The sequence below is a fragment of the Endozoicomonas ascidiicola genome (genome assembly GCF_001646945.1).
Lineage (GTDB): Bacteria > Pseudomonadota > Gammaproteobacteria > Pseudomonadales > Endozoicomonadaceae > Endozoicomonas > Endozoicomonas ascidiicola.
In genome coordinates this window covers 471,427-492,194 of sequence record NZ_LUTV01000003.1, presented here as the reverse complement: position 1 = coordinate 492,194, position 20,768 = coordinate 471,427, and the positions used below count along the sequence as shown (strand labels likewise).

At 48.0% G+C, this 20,768-nt stretch carries 19 protein-coding genes and 1 tRNA gene; 7 read left to right on the top strand and 13 right to left on the bottom strand.

The window, feature by feature from the left end:
- Positions 1-73: 73 nt before the first annotated feature.
- Both AKL11_RS25105 and AKL11_RS09675 read right to left on the bottom strand, forming a co-directional pair.
- Complete coding sequence (locus AKL11_RS25105; protein ID WP_157673490.1) at positions 74-214, bottom strand: hypothetical protein; 141 nt, start codon at positions 212-214, stop codon at positions 74-76.
- 78 nt (positions 215-292) lie between these two features.
- Positions 293-862 carry a recombinase family protein gene (locus AKL11_RS09675; RefSeq protein ID WP_067516815.1) on the bottom strand — a complete coding sequence of 190 codons (570 nt, stop codon included), beginning with the start codon at positions 860-862 and terminating at the stop codon, positions 293-295.
- 258 nt (positions 863-1,120) lie between these two features.
- Here AKL11_RS09675 and AKL11_RS09670 point away from each other — a divergent pair, with 258 nt between their 5' ends.
- Complete coding sequence (locus tag AKL11_RS09670) at positions 1,121-2,128, top strand: HipA domain-containing protein (RefSeq protein ID WP_067516813.1); 1,008 nt, start codon at positions 1,121-1,123, stop codon at positions 2,126-2,128.
- Entirely contained in the window at positions 2,115-2,831 is a 717-nt protein-coding gene (locus AKL11_RS09665; protein WP_067516811.1) for a hypothetical protein, read from the top strand. Before AKL11_RS09670 ends, AKL11_RS09665 begins: the two co-directional genes overlap by 14 nt.
- 18 nt (positions 2,832-2,849) lie before the next feature.
- Here AKL11_RS09665 and AKL11_RS09660 read toward each other — a convergent pair whose 3' ends face one another.
- From AKL11_RS09660 to AKL11_RS09625, 9 genes are all read right to left on the bottom strand, one after another.
- Positions 2,850-6,230, bottom strand: coding sequence for a type I restriction endonuclease subunit R (locus AKL11_RS09660; protein ID WP_067516809.1), 3,381 nt, complete (start codon positions 6,228-6,230; stop codon positions 2,850-2,852).
- A gap of 34 nt (positions 6,231-6,264) precedes the next feature.
- Complete coding sequence (locus AKL11_RS09655; protein WP_067516808.1) at positions 6,265-6,681, bottom strand: hypothetical protein; 417 nt, start codon at positions 6,679-6,681, stop codon at positions 6,265-6,267.
- A complete protein-coding gene (locus AKL11_RS09650) occupies positions 6,681-7,313 on the bottom strand; it encodes a nucleotidyltransferase domain-containing protein (RefSeq protein WP_067516806.1) in 633 nt (210 codons plus the stop codon). Before AKL11_RS09650 ends, AKL11_RS09655 begins: the two co-directional genes overlap by 1 nt.
- 137 nt (positions 7,314-7,450) lie before the next feature.
- Positions 7,451-8,842: a restriction endonuclease subunit S gene (locus AKL11_RS09645; RefSeq protein WP_216636480.1), complete on the bottom strand. Its 1,392-nt coding sequence runs from the start codon at positions 8,840-8,842 to the stop codon at positions 7,451-7,453.
- Positions 8,839-9,087, bottom strand: coding sequence for a hypothetical protein (locus tag AKL11_RS25100; RefSeq protein WP_157673489.1), 249 nt, complete (start codon positions 9,085-9,087; stop codon positions 8,839-8,841). Before AKL11_RS25100 ends, AKL11_RS09645 begins: the two co-directional genes overlap by 4 nt.
- A complete protein-coding gene (locus tag AKL11_RS09640) occupies positions 9,084-9,374 on the bottom strand; it encodes a GIY-YIG nuclease family protein (protein WP_067516804.1) in 291 nt (96 codons plus the stop codon). Before AKL11_RS09640 ends, AKL11_RS25100 begins: the two co-directional genes overlap by 4 nt.
- Positions 9,367-9,822: a DUF1016 N-terminal domain-containing protein gene (locus AKL11_RS09635; RefSeq protein ID WP_067516802.1), complete on the bottom strand. Its 456-nt coding sequence runs from the start codon at positions 9,820-9,822 to the stop codon at positions 9,367-9,369. Before AKL11_RS09635 ends, AKL11_RS09640 begins: the two co-directional genes overlap by 8 nt.
- On the bottom strand, positions 9,819-12,134 hold the full coding sequence (locus tag AKL11_RS09630) for a type I restriction-modification system subunit M (protein WP_067516800.1): 2,316 nt from the start codon (positions 12,132-12,134) through the stop codon (positions 9,819-9,821). Before AKL11_RS09630 ends, AKL11_RS09635 begins: the two co-directional genes overlap by 4 nt.
- A gap of 295 nt (positions 12,135-12,429) precedes the next feature.
- A tRNA-Arg gene (locus AKL11_RS09625) sits at positions 12,430-12,506 on the bottom strand.
- Between the two features lie 297 nt (positions 12,507-12,803).
- Here AKL11_RS09625 and AKL11_RS09620 point away from each other — a divergent pair.
- Positions 12,804-13,238 (top strand): c-type cytochrome, encoded by a 435-nt coding sequence (locus tag AKL11_RS09620; RefSeq protein ID WP_067516798.1) that lies wholly within the window; start codon positions 12,804-12,806, stop codon positions 13,236-13,238.
- A 7-nt stretch (positions 13,239-13,245) separates the two neighbouring features.
- Here AKL11_RS09620 and AKL11_RS09615 read toward each other — a convergent pair whose 3' ends face one another.
- The gene (locus AKL11_RS09615; RefSeq protein WP_067516796.1) at positions 13,246-14,199 is read right to left on the bottom strand and encodes a universal stress protein; all 954 of its coding nucleotides are present in this window, start codon (positions 14,197-14,199) and stop codon (positions 13,246-13,248) included.
- Between the two features lie 169 nt (positions 14,200-14,368).
- Here AKL11_RS09615 and AKL11_RS09610 point away from each other — a divergent pair, with 169 nt between their 5' ends.
- From AKL11_RS09610 to AKL11_RS09600, 3 genes are all read left to right on the top strand, one after another.
- The gene (locus AKL11_RS09610; RefSeq protein ID WP_067516794.1) at positions 14,369-15,463 is read left to right on the top strand and encodes a polyamine ABC transporter substrate-binding protein; all 1,095 of its coding nucleotides are present in this window, start codon (positions 14,369-14,371) and stop codon (positions 15,461-15,463) included.
- 121 nt (positions 15,464-15,584) lie between these two features.
- Entirely contained in the window at positions 15,585-16,820 is a 1,236-nt protein-coding gene (locus AKL11_RS09605) for a GGDEF/EAL domain-containing response regulator (protein ID WP_067516792.1), read from the top strand.
- Between the two features lie 97 nt (positions 16,821-16,917).
- Positions 16,918-18,324: an SLC13 family permease gene (locus tag AKL11_RS09600; protein WP_067516791.1), complete on the top strand. Its 1,407-nt coding sequence runs from the start codon at positions 16,918-16,920 to the stop codon at positions 18,322-18,324.
- 122 nt (positions 18,325-18,446) lie between these two features.
- On the opposite strand, the gene AKL11_RS09595 is transcribed toward AKL11_RS09600, so the two are convergent.
- Positions 18,447-19,808: an SLC13 family permease gene (locus tag AKL11_RS09595; protein ID WP_253705190.1), complete on the bottom strand. Its 1,362-nt coding sequence runs from the start codon at positions 19,806-19,808 to the stop codon at positions 18,447-18,449.
- 490 nt (positions 19,809-20,298) lie between these two features.
- Here AKL11_RS09595 and AKL11_RS25095 point away from each other — a divergent pair.
- A partial coding sequence (locus tag AKL11_RS25095; protein ID WP_172807262.1) for an IS30 family transposase occupies positions 20,299-20,768 on the top strand: 470 nt, incomplete at its 3' end.

The window sequence follows — 20,768 nt, the reverse complement described above, 5'->3', positions numbered from 1 at the left end:
CGACATAAACAGCACTTCCAGACTGGATTCTGTGATTTTTGACTTTATTGCGGCCCATCTCCGGTTTTTACTTTCAAGTCCGACAGCCTCCTAGCTGCTCAACCACCTCTACAACAAAGCGAGCAAGATGCACCTCTGGCAGATAATCCTGAACAGTGGCAGGAAAAAAGTCAGGGATGTCTCGGTCAATGGGTCTGAAAGTCCATTTGTTCATTGGCTGGCTGTCTTTTACGATCTTGCGGGTATTATACTCAAAAGTTGTTCTAAGTCCGACAGGCTCCTAGGAAGACAATTAATCTGTAAGCGCAGTATGATTCAAAACGTTATATAAAGTCTGCCTGCTAACCCCAAACGCTCTGGCCAGCACCTTTTTATGCTCCCCGGCAGCCACCCGCCCTTTAAGCTCTTCCACCTGTTCAGCCGAAAGCTTCGGCTTTGCCCCAATCTGTTTACCCTGTTTCCTGGCAGCCGCAATACCTTCCCGCTGTCGTTCACGAATCATACTTCGCTCAAACTCTGCAAAGGCACCCATCATCTGAAACATCAGTGTGTGCATTGGGTTGCTGTCACCAGTGAAAGTCAGATTTTCTTTATGGAACTGAATACTGATGCCCTGTTCAGTCAGCTCCTCCACCAGTACCTGCAGATCCTTCAGGCTCCGGGCAAGGCGATCAATGGAATGAACATGAAGTCGATCCCCTGCCCTCAAATGTTTAAGGCAGGCTTTCAACTGGGGGCGGTTGGTATCTTTACCACTGCAGTGATCTTCAAAGCTGGCATCCAGCTCAACACCATCAAGTTGGCGGGCGGTGTTCTGGTCAATACTGCTGACCCGGATGTAGCCGACGCTCTGTCCCTTCATCTAATTCTTTCCTCATACTTCATTATTTGAGTAAAAGAAAAACTAGACTCAGTTTAACATTCTGTCCAGTTGGGCAAAAACAACTTTACTGGACACGGCAGGTCAATGACTTACCCACCCTTTGTAGCGTGTCCATAAAGTGTACTTACTTGGACATAGGCATATTCCCGCTTCATACGATCACACCACAACAATCAAGATTTTTTGCCTTGCAAACAGTAAACTGGATTAGCCCTTTCCCAAAAACCGGAATCAGAAGTGATTGACCGAGATAATATTGACCAGACCAATGATCAGATAATCGATATTGCCCACTGGCCAGTCCATGAAGAGTATGAAGTCTACCCTGAAGGCGCACGGGTCAAAACACTGCGGGTATGCCCTGAAGATACTCCGTATGACTTCTGTATCCCCGGTCACCGTTATCTGTTTAAGGAAGCCATCAAAAGCGCAAAAGACCCAAGCCAACCACGACACCCGGATCAGTACTGGTGTGAAGTTATTGCCTTCCGAATTGGTCGACTGATGAAACTTCCGGTGCCTCCTGTTTTCGTAGCGATGAACTCCCTGACAAAAGAACCCGGTAGTTTGTGCGAATGGTTTATTGGTTACTCTCCTGAGATAGAAGAACGATCCACCCCGGGTGGTGAATATATGCAGCAGATAATTAAAGGCTATGACCGGGATAAAGGCAGGCAGCACAACTTAACATCGATCATTGCTTTCTCCAGAGCATTGGCCATGAGCAAAAAGCTTACCCATAACTGGAAAGAATACTGGGGACTCTGCCTCTGCTTTGATGCTCTGATCGGCAATACCGACCGCCATCAGGAAAACTGGAAAGTCATCTGGAATGGTGACGAGGGTACCGCACGCCTCTCACCTTTCTTCGACAATGGCACCAGCCTTGGGCATGAGCTGTTCCCAAACAAGTTCAATCAATGCATACGTGATGAAAATATGCTGTCTGCTTATACCAAACGGGGCCGACATCAAATGAAGTGGCATAAGGATGATGAGAAAAGATTACTGTTGATGGAAGGCGTCAGTAGATACTGCCGAAAGTACCCGGAGATTACGCCGCTATTGATTGACACGCTCCAATGGGAAGACGATGCTTTAAATAAGATACTTACTGAACTGACCACCTTTAATATACAATCCCCGCTGACAGCAGAAAGGGCAGCATTTATTCACAGGCTGACCTGTTATAGAAAGCAGTTGCTGTTGGAAGAACTGGAGATTATTAGTAATGAGGCACATTGAACACCTGGTCGAACCGGATCGAATACTTCTTTCATGGCAGGCGTTGGCAAGCAAAAATCGTTCGCGCTTTGTGGTGGGTGAACTGGTGCGTAAAGGTGACAAAGTGACTCTACGGTATTTCCCTGATAGCGAAGACTTTCAGCAAGCCATCGCAGATGGCTTCACGGGTTACCCAGCTTTTCAAATTCAGCAGGGGGTGATGCAGTACGATAGTCAGGTACTTGATGCTTTTATCCGTCGCCTGCCACCCAGAAGTCGCAGTGACTTTTCCCGTTATCTGGAACTTCGGGGGTTAAATCCTGAGGCTGAAATCAGCGATTTTGCTTTGCTGGGATACTCTGGCGCCAAGCTACCTGACGACGGTTTTGAACTGATTCACACGTTTGATAATGCTAACGGCCCCTTTGAATTTATTGCCGAAGTCGCTGGATTTCGCCATGAATCCGAAGTGGCAATTGAAGATATCGCCATGGAGGCTGGTGTCAGTTTTGTTCCAGAACCCGACAATCACTTTGATACAAAAGCCATTCGTATTGAGCTGAATGGTCAGAAGTTGGGTTATGTCGACCGTGGACGACTTGATCTGTTCCACCGACACTTACAGGCTGGCCACAAGCTCACCGGTGAAGTGACTCGCAAAAACGGGACACCTTCACGACCATTGCTTTATATCTATACACGGGTATTGCCCGTTACTCATTAAAAAGGCTGGAGGGGTACATCACCCCTTCAACATATCAAACACCACCCGTGCAAACCCACGAGCCAGTTCCGGGTTAGACAGATACTGCATCATCATTTCCTGCTGGGCTTCATTGCTGTCCATCACGGCATCATCAATGGCTTTCGGGAAGTCACCCAGTAATGCCTGTTCGGCGGTGTTGTTTTCAATCTGACTCATGACTGTGGTGTTTTCCACCAGCTTGTCACGAACGGTGTAGGCATAGTTGATCAGGTCAGCATCGGTCAGATTATCCGTTATAAACAACTCATTCAGCCGCGCCACAATCTGTGACATGAACTCTTCTTTCTTATCCTTCGCCTTGGCTGTGCCCACATCGCTGCCTGGCTCTAACTTATAGTCTTCCTGATCTTCCTGCAGCCGCTTTTCATGAAGAGCTATGTCCTGCTGTCGTATTTTCGATAAACGATAATGGCTCATCACCACGTTATCCAGATCAATCTCATCTTCCTGAACCGCCTTTTCCCGCAGGAGCGGACGCAGGTAACGGGCGTACAGGCTGAGTTTTTCCAGTTCTTTATCGTCGTAGTCCACTATTTGTGACATAAACTCATAGAAGCGGGTGAAGCTGCCCAGATCTTTTTTGAAAATCTCCAGGGCGTCTTTCTCTTTTTTACAGTCTTTAAAACTGTTTTCCGCATTGGCAATCAGCACCGCATCTTTGGTCTTTTTGGTGCGTTCAAACATCTCCTTTGCCAGAAGATAAGCGTCAATGGCTGAACTGTATCGCTTCTGCCAGCGCTCCACGGCTGGCTTACAAATATTGCCCACCGCTGCGTTGCTTTTGTTTTTGGTCAGGAAGGCATCGCAGAACCGTTCCACTTCGTTCCAGGTGAAAATGCCACTGGCGCGGAGTTTTTCGTACAGCTCAAAAATCTTCTCCGGGTCAGAAACGTCCGCCAGTTCTGCCGTTTGATAATACGGTTGAAACGCCGCCAGAATTTCTTCCGGTTTATTCACAAAATCCAGCACAAAGGTGCCCGTCACTTCTTTACCGGGATAGGTTCGGTTCAGGCGGGAAAGGGTCTGCACACACTCCACGCCGCCCAACGGTTTGTCCACATACATGGCGCAGAGTTTGGGCTGGTCAAATCCAGTCTGGAATTTATTGGCCACTAGCATAAGCTGGTAATCATCGGTGTCGAAGGCTTTGCGCATATCCCGACCTTTCAGCGCCGGGTTCATATTCTTTTCGGTGAACTTCTGGTCTAACAGCGTAAGACTGTCCGGGTCGTTCTTTTGGAATTCCACTTCGCCAGAAAAGGCAATCATCACAGCGATACTGCTTTGCTGTTCAGTCAGGTATTTATCAAACGCCAGTTTATAACGCACCGCCTCTTTGCGGGAACTGGTCACCACCATCGCCTTGGCCTGACCACCCAGCAGCCCCATCACATTGTCTTTAAAGTGTTCGACAATCACCTTCACTTTCTGGGCAATGTTGTACTCATGGAGGCGCACCCATTGGCCCAGTTTCACCTTGGCCTTTTTGCTGTCCACCTCAGTATCCGCAGCGGTCACTTTCTGGGCCAGTTGGTAAGCCACCTGATAATTGGTGTAGTTCTTCAGCACATCGAGAATAAAGCCTTCCTCAATGGCCTGTCGCATGGAATACACATGAAAGGCTTCGGGCACATTCTTTTGTGAAGAGCTTTCAGAAGCCGGTTGTGCCGGGTCAGGCAGACGACCAAACAGTTCCAATGTTTTGGCTTTCGGGGTTGCCGTGAACGCGTAATAGTTCAGATTAGCGCTGCCTTTGCGGGCAATAATCGTGGCGTCCAGAATATCTTCAGACGACATCGGCTGATCATCGTCCCCTTCCGTCGCCTCCAGCATCAGCACTTCTTTCAGTTTTCGTGCCGTGGCACCGGTTTGGGATGAATGGGCTTCGTCGGCAATCACCCCGTAACGGCGTTTCTTCAAACTGGCGCTGTTTTCAATGGCATCCAGCACATGGGGGAAGGTTTGAATGGTGACAATAATAATCGGCTGGGCATTTTCCAGCGCCGCTGCCAGCTTTTCGGATTTGGAACCGTCACCTTCTTTCCGGTTAATGCGCCCCACCACGCCATCGGCGTGTTCAAACTGATAAATGGTGTCCTGCAACTGGTCGTCTAACACCGTGCGGTCGGTCACCACGATGATGGAGTGGAACATCTTTTCGCCAGCCGGATCGTACAGGGTGGAGAGCTGGTGTGCAGTCCAGGCAATGGAGTTGGATTTGCCAGAACCGGCGCTGTGCTGCACCAGATACTTATTGCCGGTGCCTTCCTGTTTGGCGGCACCGATCAGGCTGCGCACCACATCCCACTGGTGATAACGGGGAAAAATCAGGGTTTCCTTTTTCGACTTCCGGCCAATGGCGTCTTCCACCTCTTTGATTTCCAGATGAACAAACCGGCCAATAATGTTCAGCAGATTATCCGGCGTCAGCACCTCATTCCACAGGTAACCGGTGGCGTAGTCTTGTTCATTTTCCGGCGCATCGTTACCGGCACCGCCTTCTGCCGTGCCTTTATTAAACGGCAGAAAGTAGGTATTGCCGCCTGCCAGTTTGGTGGCCATATACACTTCGTACTGACTCACGGCAAAATGCACCAGTGCGCCCCGCTTAAAGGTAAGCAGAGGTTCCGGCTTTTTGGTTTCCGGGTCTTTCGGCAAACGGGTGGTTTTGTACTGGCGAATGGCATTATCGACGGATTGTTTAAACTCCGATTTCAACTCCAGAGTCGACACCGGCAGACCATTCACAAACAGCACCAGATCAATCCGCCACGCCTTTGCCTTAGCTCCTCCGTCATCCCCGCATCCCTTATCGTCATCCCCGCATCCCTTATCGTCATCCCCGCGCAGGCGGGGATCCACTTCTAGAGATGGATTCCCGCCTTCGCGGGAATGACGGGGAGGGTTTTGGGAATGGCGGGAGCTGACATAGGGACTGTAAACCAACTCCGGCACAATACGACAACGGTTCTGTTGATAGCGAACCAGTGTCTCCGGATTCAGTGTATGTTCCGGCATAAACTGGCACAGAGAAAAACGGGCATTGCGAATCTTCAGCCCGTGGCGCAAAACCCCAAGGGTGCCGTAACTGCGCAGGTCTTTATCAATGGCGTTGGGATCAGCCTTTTTCAGTTGCGCTACAAGGTGATTGATAAAATGCTGTTCCGAATCCGTGGGGAACACCTTACAAAACTTCGCCCACTCTTTCGGCTGGGTTTCCTGTACAAAGCCCAGCACATCGCTGGTGTAGAGGGCAGTTTCCCGATGGTATTGATCACCGCTGCCTAACTGCCAGCCATTGGCCTGCATCTGGGCGATGATGTCGTTCTGGAAGTGGGATTCGTTGGTACTGTCCATAGTGACGGCTTACCGAAAAAGGTCGATGAAAATGTCAGGGGATGTCTGGAAGTGATTTAACCAAATTTAATAGCTCATGGGAAAGTTGAACTAACTCTTTTAACAACTGGGGGCTAATATCCAGATGACCTTCATATTCCGCAAGGTTACGCTGATTATGGCATTGATCAAGCACCCGCCATTTTGCCCGACTTAATCCCAACGTATGCTGCAAACACTGGAAAACCAGATAGCGGCTTTCTGAACGGTAACCATGCCGACGTAACGCTGCAAGGGATAATGCATGAGCCGCACTGTAAGCCAGAGAAAACTGACTGTCCACCGACAAACCTATAATAGCAGCGTCTTTTAATTTAGTTTCAGCCGCCCGAACCATGCCTGCAAACTCTTGTGCATCGGGTGGTTCTGGTTTCAGTTTGTGTATTTTGACCAGATTATCCAATTCTTTCATTATTTATCACTTGTCGTTAGGTGTGGTTCGGCTAGTGGTGGAGAGCTCAACCACAATTTGGGCTGTTCCATTAGTCGTGTAACAAAGCTTTGTTGGTTTTTCTTTCTTTGGTGAAACTCGTCGGGAGAAAATATAGTCGGGTTGATAACCCTGCCAAGCTGCTTCTCTGCGGATTCCAGACGCTCCATGATGTCGGCGTAGCTTAAATTCTGCCCCACCAGAAGCACATCAATATCACTGCCAGCATGCTCTTCCCCCTTTGCCACCGAGCCATAAATAAACGCCAGTTCGCAGTGAACGAGAACAGAAGCCAAAGCCTCTTTAATCACACCCTGAGCGCCAAAGGTTTTACGGGTAATGGCTTTGAGCTCTTCAAAAATGGGATTGGCAGGGTTGGCTTGATAGTGTTGCTGATTCCCCTGTTGATGGGTGGTCAGTAAACCGGCTCCGGTCATTTTTTTTATTTCACGTACCACAGTACCTTTGCCCATACCCGCGAGCCGAACGATCTCATTCAGGTAAAAAGAGGTGTCCGGCTTGCCGTAAAGCACCGCCAGAAGGCGTTGCTGGGTTTTGGTAAACAGAACTGAGGCGATGGCAGTCAAATGATGTTCATCCTTGTAGAGTCTCATTATGGGTACTATAGGTCTCAATATGGGACTTTTCAAGGTCTCACTTAAGGACTGAACAGTATCAAATTGGGACTTCCTGAATTATGCAGACAGTGTCTGCCCAATTGTCTCCGCAGTGCAGAGACAATTGGGCATGGTTAAATTTCTGCTGGTGCTACCCAGTGGCGGACGTCGATTTTGCCGGTGACGGCGGCGGAGATTAGGGCTGTGCGGCGTTCTTGAAGTAACACAGTCCCTTCTTGTGCATCATCAATCAGGGAATCAATTATGTTTAGTCTTTCTTTCAGTAGTGCAACAATTTCAACTTGCTCTTCATATTCTGGAATGGCTATTTTCATTCGCTCGAACACTTCACTTCTTAGGCATTTTGTTCCATGAGCTGACTCTTCGACCAAATCCAGTACAAAATGTCTGAGACCTTTCATAAAAAACAGTAAGAACTCACCATCGATTCCTTTAGCAGGAATCAAAGCTTTCATGTCTTGGTTAATCGTTACTGACTTTTGAGTGAGAGCGACTGGTACAGAATGAACTAAGATCATTCCTCTTACGACGATCAATACGCTCCCTTCAGGAATAAGCTTGGTAGATGATTCCAACACCGCCTGATGCGTAATTTTGTCTTGAGCATCCTCGATGTAATCAACCTTCATGTCCTTTGGTGAGACCCAAGGAATGTTACCATTCCAAAAATCTAACCTTTCTTTACTTGGCGTCCCGCCACCCATTTGGCTAGTGATGTAACGAATTTCTGTGTTCCGCCAATGCTCCGGCACTTCCCCCAGCCACTCCACACCGGAATCCTTCATCGGTGCTTGCGGGTTCAAACCTTTGGTGACGGCATGACTGATCACCGCCTGTCGTTTTTCTTTCAGCAGCCGGATCAGGGATTGCTGCTCTTCGATCAGGGTGTCGATTTTGGCGGTTTCGTGGTCGAGGAAGTTGGCGATGCTGGCTTGATCTGTGTGATCAGGCAGAGGTAGCAAAATCTCACCAAACTGCTCATATGTAATAGATTTTCCATCTCTTAAACTGTCTGTCGATGCTTGTAGAGCCGAAATATAAGGTGCAGATTTGAGTAGATATTTATAGTACCGATAAAACACTACTTTTGATGCAGACAAAACAGTATACGCCGGTGAAACACAACCTACATAAGCACTGTGTTCTATACCGCCTTCGAAACTACGCAGGCTGATTACAAAGTTATTCTTCTCTATGTGCCTAAACGACTCCGTGCCTTTGAGGGCAAGCATTACTTTAGAGTCATTTAGTTCCATCATTAAATTTTGAGGAATCACTCCGTATTTCTGACTAGCGGCAAGCTGAGGGTCAGATGGTAGCGCTTGTCTTCTGGCATTTTTAAAAATGCGCTTTCCTGAAAATATGCTCCACGCTGCTGGAACCTCACCCAACCACTCCACCCCAGAATCCTTATACTCCGGATACGCAGTATATCTACCCATAACGACACCACTCTCCCCGCCGTCATTCCCGCGCAGGCGGGAATCCATTTGCACCGAACTCATTGGCTTACTCCGGGTTGGTTTGTTGCGGATAGTTTTTGTGGATTCCCGCCTTCGCGGGAATGACGAATAAATTCGCGGGAATGACGAATAAATTTGCGGGGATGACGAATAAATTTGCGGGAATGACGAAGAAGCTCGCCGGAATAACGAAGAAACTCGTAGGAATTACGGAGCGCTTCACAATAACGATGGGGGCAAGCACAGGCATGATGAAGCCCTGAAAAGATATACATAGATAGTGTCATCGAATACTTTCCCACAAATCATTCCAATGCGGATTATCTTTTTGAATCAAGTTTATCTTCCACTCACGATTCCATTTTTTAAGCTGTTTTTCTCGGGTAATCGCTGATTCCATCGATTCATGAAGTTCAAAATAAACCAACGTATGAACTTGATACTGTTGGGTAAAGCCAAGAACCTGATTGTTTTTATGCTGACAGACTCGCTGAACAAGATTGCTGGTTACTCCGACATAGAGAGTGCCATTTTTTTTGCTTACCAATATGTAGACGCAGGGCTGTTTAGACACTGTTGGAGACCCTGTGGATTCCCGCCTTCGCGGGAATGACGGAAAAGTGTTCGGGAATGACGGCTGTGTGTTTGGGAATGATCTGTAAATTATGCCCCCATGGAACCTGGACTAATTGCGAAACAGCCTGTTTCGCAATTGCTTCGTTATCAGACCAGAATTGATACCATTGCCTGATCAGTTCAAGGTTTCGACGGGAAAACCCTTTTATTTCAGGAAACTCCGCCATCAAATCCTGACTGAGTTGTTTCAGGAAACCATCGCCCCAGTTGGCCTGAGCCTGACGCTGAACAATGTCTTCCCCCAGCTCCCAGTAAAAGGCCAGCAGGGTAGAATTGACCTGAACCGCGGCCTTGAGCTGGGTGGTTAATACCTTTTGTTTAAGGTCTTTAAGCCATGCTTTGTATTCACTATCGAGGTTCAATTGAGTGTTCTTTGATTTGCTCATGAATGCACCTCTGCCAGCAGCGTCATAATCCGTTTACTGACGGCATCCAGATCCGCATCAATGGCTTCCAGCGCCCGTGGTGGCTGATACTGATAGAAGTGTCGGTTGAAGGGGATTTCGTAACCGACGATACCGATCTCGCCGTCTTGTTCGTCGCATTTGTCGGCATTGATCCAGGCATCGGGCACATGGGGCGCCACTTCCCGGTTGAAGTAGGTTTCGATCAGTGTGGTGGTGCTGACGGATGGATCGAGGGGCACGTTTTCGTTGTCCCGCAAGTCGCCGTCCTGCTGGAATTCGACGACGTTGCCTTTGTATTCGAAGGCGCCGTATAGAGGCTGTGCTTCCTCTTTAAGAACCTTCTTAACAACGGGTTCAGCCTCTGGATTCTTGCGGGTGATGGCATCCAGAAACTGTTTTTTCTCTTTAGTGTCGAGCGCAGTGCTGGTTTGTTTCAGGGCGGCTTTCAGGGTGATTTCAAACTGGTTGAAATCGTTATGCTCTTCGCTGCCAATGTTAGCTTGCAGGGTTTCTGCTTTTTTCATCAGCCCAAGCTGGAATAGCCAGAGTTTGCTATCCAGCACTTCTTTGATCTGTTTTTCTTTCAGCTCTTTGAAATCGGCTTTGATTTTGGCGCGAATGACGGCTTCGTTGGCTGCAAGATGCTGGTGACAATCATCACCGAACTCTTCGTGAATCCAACGCATAACACTGTTGAAGGGTTTGGGAGCGAACCGTAATCCGGCAACGGCGTCGTTGGTGATTTGGGCGGTGAGTCGCAGCGGACGTTCGATGGTTATGCGACGGTAGCCGAATTCGTGGTGATCAAAGATTTTGCTGGCGAAGGTTTTCGGTGCTTCTGCCTTAGTGTTCGCACTCTGACGACCACGGTTGCTTTTCTGTTCCGCCGGTTTGTTCAGCACCTGCGGCTCTAACGCTTCAAAGGCACCAAAACAGCGGGTGATGGTTTTAATGTCATCGTCGCTCATGATGTTCCGTTTGGAACCCAGGGACTTGCGCATTTTACCGCACAAGTTGACGCCGTTAATCAGTTGCACCTTACCTTTACGGGCGCTGGCTTTTTTGTTGGTCAGCACCCAGACGTAAGTGGCAATGCCGGTGTTGTAGAACATATCTGTGGGCAAAGCGACAATGGCTTCCAGCAGATCGGCTTCGAGAATATAACGGCGTATTTCACTTTCACCGCTGCCAGCGCCGCCGGTAAAGAGTGGTGAACCGTTGAGGATGATGCCGATACGACCGCCCGGCTGTTGTGAAGAGCCTGTTCCATCACGTAGCTTGCTGATCAGGTGCATCAGGAACAGCAACGAACCGTCAGACACTCTTGGCAGACCGGGGCCAAAACGACCATCGAAACCTTTGACGGTGTGTTCGTCTTTGATGTCCCCTTCGATCTTCTTCCAATCCACACCGAAGGGCGGGTTAGAAAGCATATAGTCAAACTGATCCGCCACCAGTTGATCGTTAGAAAGCGTGTTGCCCAGTTTAATGCGGCTGACATCCTGACCTTTGATCAGCATATCCGCTTTACAGATGGCGTAGGATTCCGGGTTCAGTTCCTGACCAAAGGCACGCATCACGGCTTTCGGGTTCAGATCGTAAACGTATTCCATTCCCGACGACAGAAAGCCACCGGTGCCTGCGGTTGGGTCATAAATGGTGCGGATGATGCCGTCTTTTGTCAGGGCATCGTCGTCTTCCATAAACACAAGGGAGGTGGTGAGGCGAACGATATCCCGTGGGGTAAAGTGTTCACCGGCAGTTTCATTGGAACCTTCCGCAAACCGGCGGATCAGTTCTTCAAACACCAGCCCCATATCGTGGTTGGAGACTTTTGTCGGACTGAGATCGGTGTTGGCAAACTTGCCCACCACTTTGTATAACAGGTTGGCTTCGTTCAGGCTGCCGATGAATTCATCAAACCGGAAGTGTTCAAAGATTTCACGGGCATCTTTTGAGAAACACTGGATGTAGGTTTCCAGGTTGGATTTGATATCTCCCTGCCCCAGCTTCGACAGGTTCATGGGTGATGTGTTGTAGAACGATAACCCACCGGTTGAACGCAGCAGCATTTTCTCCATACCGTCTTCCGGCAGGTTCATAGCTTTGACTTTTTCGTACTGGGTCAGCACATCGTCTTTGCTGGCTTCCAGCACACACTCCAGACGACGCAGCAGGGTAAACGGCAATATGATGCGGCCGTACTGAGATTGTTTGAAATCCCCCCGCAGAAGGTCAGCGACAGACCAGATAAAAGCAGCAAGGTTGTTGGACGTTTGGGTGTTGGGCATGGTCAGTACTTGAATGCGGAATGGAATAAGGCCGGCGGCAGCGGTGGGTCATAAACAGGACGACGTTACGGCTGGGTTTTGTCCGGCTGGCGGAAAATGGTTAGAGGGAAGTGTACAGGCAAATTCGTACTGAATGTAGGTCATCTGAGGCACAGAAAATGCATTCGCCAATATTGAGATGTAGCCAACCAAATTGACCCAAAATCGATTGCTTCTGAAGGGACACATTCGGGACACAGGATTTTTAAACGGTATGGAGATGAAGAGGATTTTATAGGTAAGTCATTGATTTTTATGGCGCACCCGAGAGGATTCGAACCTCTGACCTCTGCCTCCGGAGGGCAGCGCTCTATCCAGCTGAGCTACGGGTGCACGTGGAGCTTACGAGAGCAGCTCCAGCGGGGGACAATAATACTGATACGCCTGTAGGCTGTCTATGATTTTTTACCCGCCTCGGTAGACATTAAAACAGAACGCTTTTACCAACCAACAACCCCAGAGCGGTTAACCGAAGCGCCCGCGGTATAAACCCCTGTTTTAGGTGTGGCAATTGATCTATAATCCCTCTGCTTAAAATAATTCGGTTACAAAAGGCAGAAGTAGTTAGCCAATAAGAAGTAACCACTGATCGCCTTAGAAGAGGACAAGCGAGTGTCACGGGGAACTCATATGCGTGCTTTGATTCTGTTAGTCGGGGGACTATTCGCGTCGTTGGTTTTTGCTAAGCCTGCTGCGGATCTGGACTCAACCACCCGTAGTGAAATAAGTGAACGTATTGCCCCGGTGGGCTCTGTGTGTCTGACTGGTGAAGAGTGTGCCAGTGCTGCCGGTGTAGTAGCCAGTACCAGCACTGGCCCAAGAAGTGGTGATGCGATTTATGGTCAGTATTGTATCGCTTGCCATAGTACGGGTTTGCTAGGTGCTCCCAAGACCAATGATGCAGCCGCATGGCAGGCCGCTGAACAGAAAGCCGGTGGATTCAGCTCCTTGCTTTCAAATGCGATTAACGGCATCAAGAGCATGCCACCCAGGGGAACCTGTATGGACTGCTCTGATGAAGAGATTGGTGTAGCCATCGAGTTTATGAGCGGCCTTAAACCCTAAGCCGCCTTTATTCATCAGTCCTTTCTAAAGGACTGATGAATCCTTCTGGTTTTACCGCCAATATTGAGCAGTAAATGCTGTTCATAATGTTTTCTGCTGTATTCCCTACCAGTATGCCTTTTCTTGGCCGAGACATTGTTCCCATCACGATTACGTCCACATTCAACTTATTAGACAACTGCTGAATTTCCGGTGCAGGTTTTCCATGAAGCTCATGAATCGACACGTTTAGCTGCTCTTCTTTATTTAAACCTTCTTCCTCCATCAGCTCCTTCAGCTTGTTGTGATAACGGCGCTGGGTGATTTCGTGAAGTTCGTACAACTCTTCATCCGACAGTGTGTTTAATGCACCTTTGCGCAAGGGAATACTCCAGACGCTTACCAAGTGCAATTCCGACTGTTCCTGGGCGGCCAGATAAATGCCGTATTTTAATAGTGTCCGGTTCAGGGTATGCACTTCAGAATCAGCATTGCCCACATCCATAGCAACCATAATTTTGCCACTGAACTCGGGGAGCTGTTCTCTATCTGCCATCATCAGAATGGGCACCGGGCATTTTCTCAGTAATGCCAGATCGTTACCGGTCAGCTGTTTTCGGGACAAGGCACCGCTGGCATCCGCCAGTTTGATCACCAGATCAATACTGTGCTCTCGGATCACTTCGTGGATAGTTTGTCGCGGGCGACCGTACACAATGGTGGTTTGTGCTTCTATGCCATGCTCCCAGGCCTGCGCCTTTAAGCGCTCCAACTCTTCTTCCAGCTGCTGCCTCAGGTGATCTTCCAGCTTTTGCTCCAAGGGGATGAACTGCAGGTGGTGAAAGGTTTCAAGGCTATGATCGAAAATAGCAATCAACAGAGTGGCGCGGTTGTCTCTGGCTAATTGAAAGGTTTGCCGCAGCTCCATTTCACTGGTGTGCTGGCGGGTGATGGCTAGGAGGATGGAGCGGAAGGCATGCATGAACTTATTCTCTGTCCGTAACAACCACATTCAGTATCGCAGAGTTTGGTTGTTCTGCAGTGAATTTCTCACTGTCAGTACGGTTGACTGGTACGTACCTTGTAGAAACCATTAGGTTCTATATAATCCGGCTCCCAACTGTTTCCTTGTTAAGGTATGCGACACGTTTATGAAAAAGATATTCATCGTCGCCGCACTACTCTGTGCTGCACAGGTTCACGCCTCAGACGACAAGGCTGAAAAGCTTTATTTCTATAACTGGACTGACTACATCGCTGAAGATACCGTCGATAATTTTTCCGAAAAAACGGGCATCGACGTTGTTTATGATGTATACGACAGCAACGAAGTACTGGAAGGTAAATTGCTTTCCGGTCGCAGCGGGTTCGATCTGGTTTCCCCTTCCCATGATTTTTATAAGACACAGATTCGTGCCGGCGTTTATATGCCACTGGATAAATCCAAGCTGCCAAATCTGAAGAATCTTGATCCGAAGATTATGAAGCGCATCTCGGATAACTTTGATAAAGACAACACTTACGGTATTCCTTATCTTTGGGGCACCACTGGCATTGGCTACAACAAAGCCGCTGTGGAAAAAGTGCTGGGAAAAGACGCGCCGGTCGATAGCTGGTCGCTGATTCTTGAGCCAGAAAACATGAAGAAGCTGCAACAGTGCGGTGTCGCTTTTCTGGATGCGCCCAGCGAAGTTCTGCCTTCTGTGATGGCCTATCTTGGTATTCCCGGCGACAGTCTGCAGATGAAAGACTATAAGGCCGCGGCTGCACAAATGAAGGAGATTGCTCCTTACGTTGCTTACTACCATTCTTCTCGTTCTTTATCGGATCTGGCCAATGGCGATATTTGTGTTGCGCTGATGTGGTCAGGCGATGCCATGATTGCCCGAGATCGTGCCAAAGAGGCCGGTAATGGGCTCGATATCCGCTACGTGGTACCAAAAGAAGGTGCTACCATGTGGTTTGATATGCTGGCGATTCCTAATGATGCGCCTCATAAAGACGCCGCCCATAAGATGCTGAACTATCTGATGGAGCCAAAGGTGATTGCTGATGTGACCAACTACGTGACTTACAGCAACCCGAATCCGGCTTCCGTTCAGTATGTTGAACCTTCGATTGCGAAAGATCCTGGCGTCTTCCCAACCGAAGAAACCAAAGAAAATCTTTTTGTTTTCAAAGAGCTGCCATCCAAGCTAAAACGTTACATCACCCGCGAATGGGCTCGGATCAAGTCTGGCTCCTGATCGCTTTAAGCTGCCTGCTTCATGCAGGTAGCTGCTCTCTTCTTATGACTTTCCTCAATCAACTTACTTTCCAACCGAATTACTCCATACTGAATGAAGGATTCTTTTCTAAGGTTGGGCTATGGACAGCAAACTCTCCTCACTTCGCATCTTGATTCTCGAAGACCAGCTATTTCAACGGCTCGTGGCTGAGCAAGTCGTGGCTGGCTTAAATATTCAATTATTACTGACCGCAGAAACCAGCGAGGATGCGTTAAAGCAACTTCAGGAAAAAGGCCCGGTAGACTTAGTGTTGTGCGACCTTGACCTCCCTGGCATGGATGGTATTGAGTTCATCCGACACCTTGCGAATCAAAAACTGGCGGACGGTGTTATTGTGCTCAGTGCAATGGATGCTTCGATCATTCGTACGGTGGAAGATATGTCTCAGGCTTTGGGGCTAAAATCCCTCGGCCACTTACCCAAGCCCATTCATAGAAACCATTTGCGGGAAATGTTGGAAATTTATGTCAACGGTGAAACATTTGACAGCTTCAAACCCCTGCTGCCCAGCGAACAGTTACTGAATGAAAAGGAGCTGGAGGAAGCCGTTGAACAACATCAGTTTATTCTCCATTACCAGCCAAAAGTATTATTGAACGATGGTCAACTGATTGCCGTGGAAGCGTTGGTTCGCTGGCAACACCCGGATCTTGGGCTTATACATCCAGTGCATTTTATTCCGATGATGGAAAGCTCCGGCATGATCGAACCTTTGACCATCAATATGATTGATTTGGCACTGATTCAAATTAAGGCCTGGCAAAAACAGGGAAGAAAAATCCCCATCAGCATTAATATCTCAGCCACGATGTTAAGCAACACCAGCCTGCCAGATATGCTGATGAAAAAGACCAGAGGTATGAATATTCCGCCTGCTCTCCTTAATCTGGAAATCACTGAAAGCAGTTCAATCAGTGATGTAGCACTGGCACTTGAAACCCTCGCCCGCTTTAAACTTCATGGCTTTGCATTGTCCATAGACGACTTTGGTACGGGGTATGCCAGTATGCAGCAGCTTAACCGGATTCCTTTTAGTGAACTGAAAATCGATCAGTCTTTCGTCTCTAATGCCTGTAACGATGATACTCATAAAGCCATTGTGGAATCTAATATCCATCTTGCTCACCGGTTGAATATGCAGACCGTTGGAGAAGGTGTAGAAACTCAGGAAGATTGGCAAATGCTACACGATTTAAACTGCGATATTGCTCAGGGCTATTTTATTGCCAGGCCGATGCCGGCTGATGCATTGTTGGGTTGGGAAAAACAGTGGTTAAGCAAACAACCCATCACTCCTCACAAACCCGCATTATAAACGCGATTTTATTGACCTGATTCATTACACAAGCCCTTGGCTCCATGCACTATAGACGTCACTAACCATTTTAAAACCCAAGGGAAAAGTGACGTCTATGCCTCCTGTAATTAAGCTGTTACTGATTACGGCTACGTTTTTTGGTCTTTTCTTTCTCCCACCTGAGTTTATTCCTATCGCTGGTATCTCCATTGAGCAACAACGGGTTCTTGCCATTTTTGTTGTGGCTACCCTGCTTTGGGTTTCTGAGGCTGTACCAGCCTATGCAACGTCTCTGCTAATACTGGGTATGCTTTCCATCACTGTCTCCAATACCAGCCCCTATTTTCTCAGAGCAGCGTTAGACCCTGAGAGCATGCTCAGTTACAAAGAGATTCTCAGTAGCCTTGCTGCACCGGTTGTCGTGTTGTTTCTTGGAGGGTTCTTTATTGCCATTGCGGCAACCAAATATAAGCTGGACATCAACCTTGCCCGGGTTTTACTGAAACCTATTGGCCGCGACTATAAGAAAGTCATGCTGGGCTTGATGGCGATTACCGCATTCTTCTCAATGTTTATGAGTAACACGGCCACCACCGCCATGATGCTCACATTATTAACTCCCTTGCTGGCTGACGTCGACACCAAAGATAACGGCGCAAAAGCGATGATTTTAGCGGTACCTGTTGCTGCCAATATCGGCGGCATCGGTACTCCAATTGGTACGCCACCCAACGCCATTGCATTCAGATACCTGACTGGAGAGCACGCCATTACTTTTGGCGAATGGATGTTATTTGCCATGCCCCTCGCACTGGTTCTGATAATGATTGCCTGGATGTTGCTGAGAAAGCTTTATCCGGGAAATATCAAAGAACTGTCGGTTAACATTGAAAGCAGTTTTGAGCGTTCCCCAAAAGCATACCTTGTCTACGGAACGATCGCTGCAACCGTAACACTCTGGATCACATCCAGTTTTCATGGCGTAAATTCATACACTGTCGCCTTATTACCCGTCATTGTTTTTTCGTTATCCGGCATTATTGATACCAGCGATATCCGAAAAATTAACTGGGATGTTCTATGGCTGATTGCCGGCGGTATCGCCCTTGGCTACGCCCTGGAAAAGAGTGGGCTAGCCAGCGCTGTAGTGCATACGATTCCATTCGACAGTATGGACACACTGGCGGTGCTATTCCTTATGGCGGTGGTTGCTATGGTAATGGCGACGTTTATGTCTAACACCGCTACGGCTAATCTGCTGATGCCTATCGCGGTGTCTATCGCAACCGTTCTCAGCGGCCTCGAAAGCTATGGTGGCATTAGCATTATGGTGATTTGCGTGGCGCTTTCTGCATCAATGGGCATGTCTCTGCCCATCAGCACTCCGCCTAATGCGCTTGCTCATGCCACTGGTATGGTTGCCAGTCGTGACTTTATAAAAACGGGCAAATTCATCAGTACGATTGGCGTGGTATTGATTTTCGCGATTATTGTTATGCTTGGCGCGTTAGGTTACTTCTAAAGTCAATCAATGCCAAAATCGCAGGTCGGTAATTCTGAAAGAATTGCCGACACTCAGGAGCTAGTCGTCGGCAACCCTATGGGTTACCGATCTACAATTAAACACGTAAAGCCTTAGAAAAATCAGAATAACCCTAACCAAGTCATCAGCATCAGCACCACAAAAATTAACAGCACTCCCAATGGACTGAGCACTTTCGCGGTTCTGATAAAATCTTTTGTATCCACAAGGCCTGTAGCATGTGCCAGCGCATTAGGCGGTGTACTGATGGGCAGACCCATACCCAATGAAGAGGCCAGCGCAACTGCGGTACCGATCAATACTAGCCCACCCATATCCTGAATACTGGCGACAGAGGTAGACATCGAAATGGCGATAGGCATTAACAAGTTCGCAGTGGCAGTGTGGGACATAAACGTCGCCATCACCATACACAAAATACTGATACCGAGAACAATGGTCACCGCACCAAACTGTTCGAAAGGCACCATACTGACGATCAATCCTGCCAGTCCCGAAGTAGCCAGAGCCGTACCAATGGCAATACCACCGGCAAGTAACCAGAGCACATCCCAGCTGATTTGTTTCAAATCCTGCTTATCGACAATACCGCAAAGGCTGAATACCGCTACGGGAATAATGGCAACCGCGTAAGCGTTGATGCCGTGAACACTGGAGAACATCCATAGCAGAATGGTCAGCGCCATGGTGGCATAAACGATATACGGCTTAAGCCCTTTTTCAAAACGACCTTCGATCTTAACGTCCAGATCACCACCATTGGACGGGTACATTTTCTGTAGCAGCCACCAACTAAATCCAATCATGACGACAGTTATAGGCACTGCAAACAGCATCCAACCACCGAAAGACAGGGAATGTTCACCGACAAAATAGCGGAATGCAATGGCGTTTGGCGGTGTTCCAATAGGGGTGCCCATGCCCCCGAGGTTAGCTGCAATAGGAATACTTAATACCATTGCACGACAGCCGGGGTCTTTACTGTCCATTCTGGCAACCAGTGGCGTCATGATGGTCAGCATCATGACGCTGGTTGCTGTGTTACTCATAAACATAGAGAACACGGCAGTGATGATCATGACACCGAGCATGACAACCTCATACTTCTGGCCAAATGGCTTAAGTAAAACTCGGGCAAGATTTATATCGACCTTGTACTTTGCACAAGCGAGAGCAATGAAGAATCCACCGAGAAACAGAACAATGACCGGAGAAGCAAGGCTGTTGAATATTGCTGTGTATTGCAGCATGTCTTCACCCATTCCTTCTCGGAGTGGGAAAGGCGCGCTATTTGATGTAGTCAACACGAGCAACATGATAATCAACAACGAAGTGGCAAACGCTGGAACCGCATCACTCACCCACAGTAAAGTGGCAAGAATAAATATAGCCATGACCCGCTGCTGAAGGACAGAAAAGACACCCTCAGGAAAGACCAATTCAGGAAAACAGAATAGCCCCATAAAAATCAAAGCTATGGGGACAATCTTCTTAAGCGGGTTCATTAACACGTACCGTACATAACAAAATAAATGGGTGATGTACGCCTACACGCATAATACCGTTCACCTACAAGCCTTTATTAAGCGGCTTTGGTGTCCGGCCCAAGATACGACGATTGAGTTATTTCGCTAAAAGTGACTTATTATCGTTCGTGTGGGTACATCTTTATGCGAGCTAATCTTGCCTAATGTTTATGAGTTATACACTGAGCCACGTCATGTTTATTATTCTTTTCCCGATTTGATTTCGTTTTATACCGACTCCTTGAAATATTTTTATCCATTTTGGAATTAAATGTTATTTTTAAGAATCACCTGATGATTAGTCCTGAATTCGTATCATAAATGCATAACCTCTGTAACCACAGGGTTGCTACAGAGCCACCTTTGAATTCAATCAGAACTCAGGTGTACTCTGTAAAGCTACTAAACACTACAGAGGATGCCACGGATGGCCTTTAAGCACCTGAGCTCTGAAGAGAGACATTATATCAAAATTGAACTGAAAAATGGGACTTCTCAAAACAAAATTGCACAAAAACTTGGGCGCGATCAGAGTTCCCTGTCACGGGAATTAGGGCGCAACAAGGGGTTACGCGGTTACAGACACCAGCAGGCCCACCGTATGGCTCAACAGCGTCATCAGGAAAAAACCAAGGCTGTTAAGCTAACGGATGATATTAAACGACGCATAGCTAATGATATCCGTGCAGACTTGAGTCCAGAGCAAGTGGCTGGAAGACTTAAAAAAGAAGGGGTAATTGAGCTACACCACGAAACGATTTATCAGTATATAGCGGATGATAAACGTAAAGGAGGCACCCTCTATAAGCACTTACGACACCAGAAAAAGACCTACAGGAAAAGGTATGGTTCAGCCCATAACCGAACCGGTATACCCAATCGGGTTGGAATTGAGGA

Coding starts and splice junctions, on each gene's coding strand:
- AKL11_RS09665 (WP_067516811.1), top strand. CDS start 2,115: ATGAGGCACATTGAACACCTGGTCGAACCGGATCGAATACTTCTTTCA.
- AKL11_RS09660 (WP_067516809.1), bottom strand. CDS start 6,230: ATGGACAGTACCAACGAATCCCACTTCCAGAACGACATCATCGCCCAG.
- AKL11_RS09650 (WP_067516806.1), bottom strand. CDS start 7,313: ATGAGACTCTACAAGGATGAACATCATTTGACTGCCATCGCCTCAGTT.
- AKL11_RS09655 (WP_067516808.1), bottom strand. CDS start 6,681: ATGAAAGAATTGGATAATCTGGTCAAAATACACAAACTGAAACCAGAA.
- AKL11_RS09605 (WP_067516792.1), top strand. CDS start 15,585: ATGGACAGCAAACTCTCCTCACTTCGCATCTTGATTCTCGAAGACCAG.
- AKL11_RS09645 (WP_216636480.1), bottom strand. CDS start 8,842: ATGAGTTCGGTGCAAATGGATTCCCGCCTGCGCGGGAATGACGGCGGG.
- AKL11_RS25100 (WP_157673489.1), bottom strand. CDS start 9,087: ATGACACTATCTATGTATATCTTTTCAGGGCTTCATCATGCCTGTGCT.
- AKL11_RS09595 (WP_253705190.1), bottom strand. CDS start 19,808: ATGGGGCTATTCTGTTTTCCTGAATTGGTCTTTCCTGAGGGTGTCTTT.
- AKL11_RS25105 (WP_157673490.1), bottom strand. CDS start 214: ATGAACAAATGGACTTTCAGACCCATTGACCGAGACATCCCTGACTTT.
- AKL11_RS09675 (WP_067516815.1), bottom strand. CDS start 862: ATGAAGGGACAGAGCGTCGGCTACATCCGGGTCAGCAGTATTGACCAG.
- AKL11_RS09615 (WP_067516796.1), bottom strand. CDS start 14,199: ATGCATGCCTTCCGCTCCATCCTCCTAGCCATCACCCGCCAGCACACC.
- AKL11_RS09600 (WP_067516791.1), top strand. CDS start 16,918: ATGCCTCCTGTAATTAAGCTGTTACTGATTACGGCTACGTTTTTTGGT.
- AKL11_RS09630 (WP_067516800.1), bottom strand. CDS start 12,134: ATGCCCAACACCCAAACGTCCAACAACCTTGCTGCTTTTATCTGGTCT.
- AKL11_RS09620 (WP_067516798.1), top strand. CDS start 12,804: ATGCGTGCTTTGATTCTGTTAGTCGGGGGACTATTCGCGTCGTTGGTT.
- AKL11_RS09635 (WP_067516802.1), bottom strand. CDS start 9,822: ATGAGCAAATCAAAGAACACTCAATTGAACCTCGATAGTGAATACAAA.
- AKL11_RS09610 (WP_067516794.1), top strand. CDS start 14,369: ATGAAAAAGATATTCATCGTCGCCGCACTACTCTGTGCTGCACAGGTT.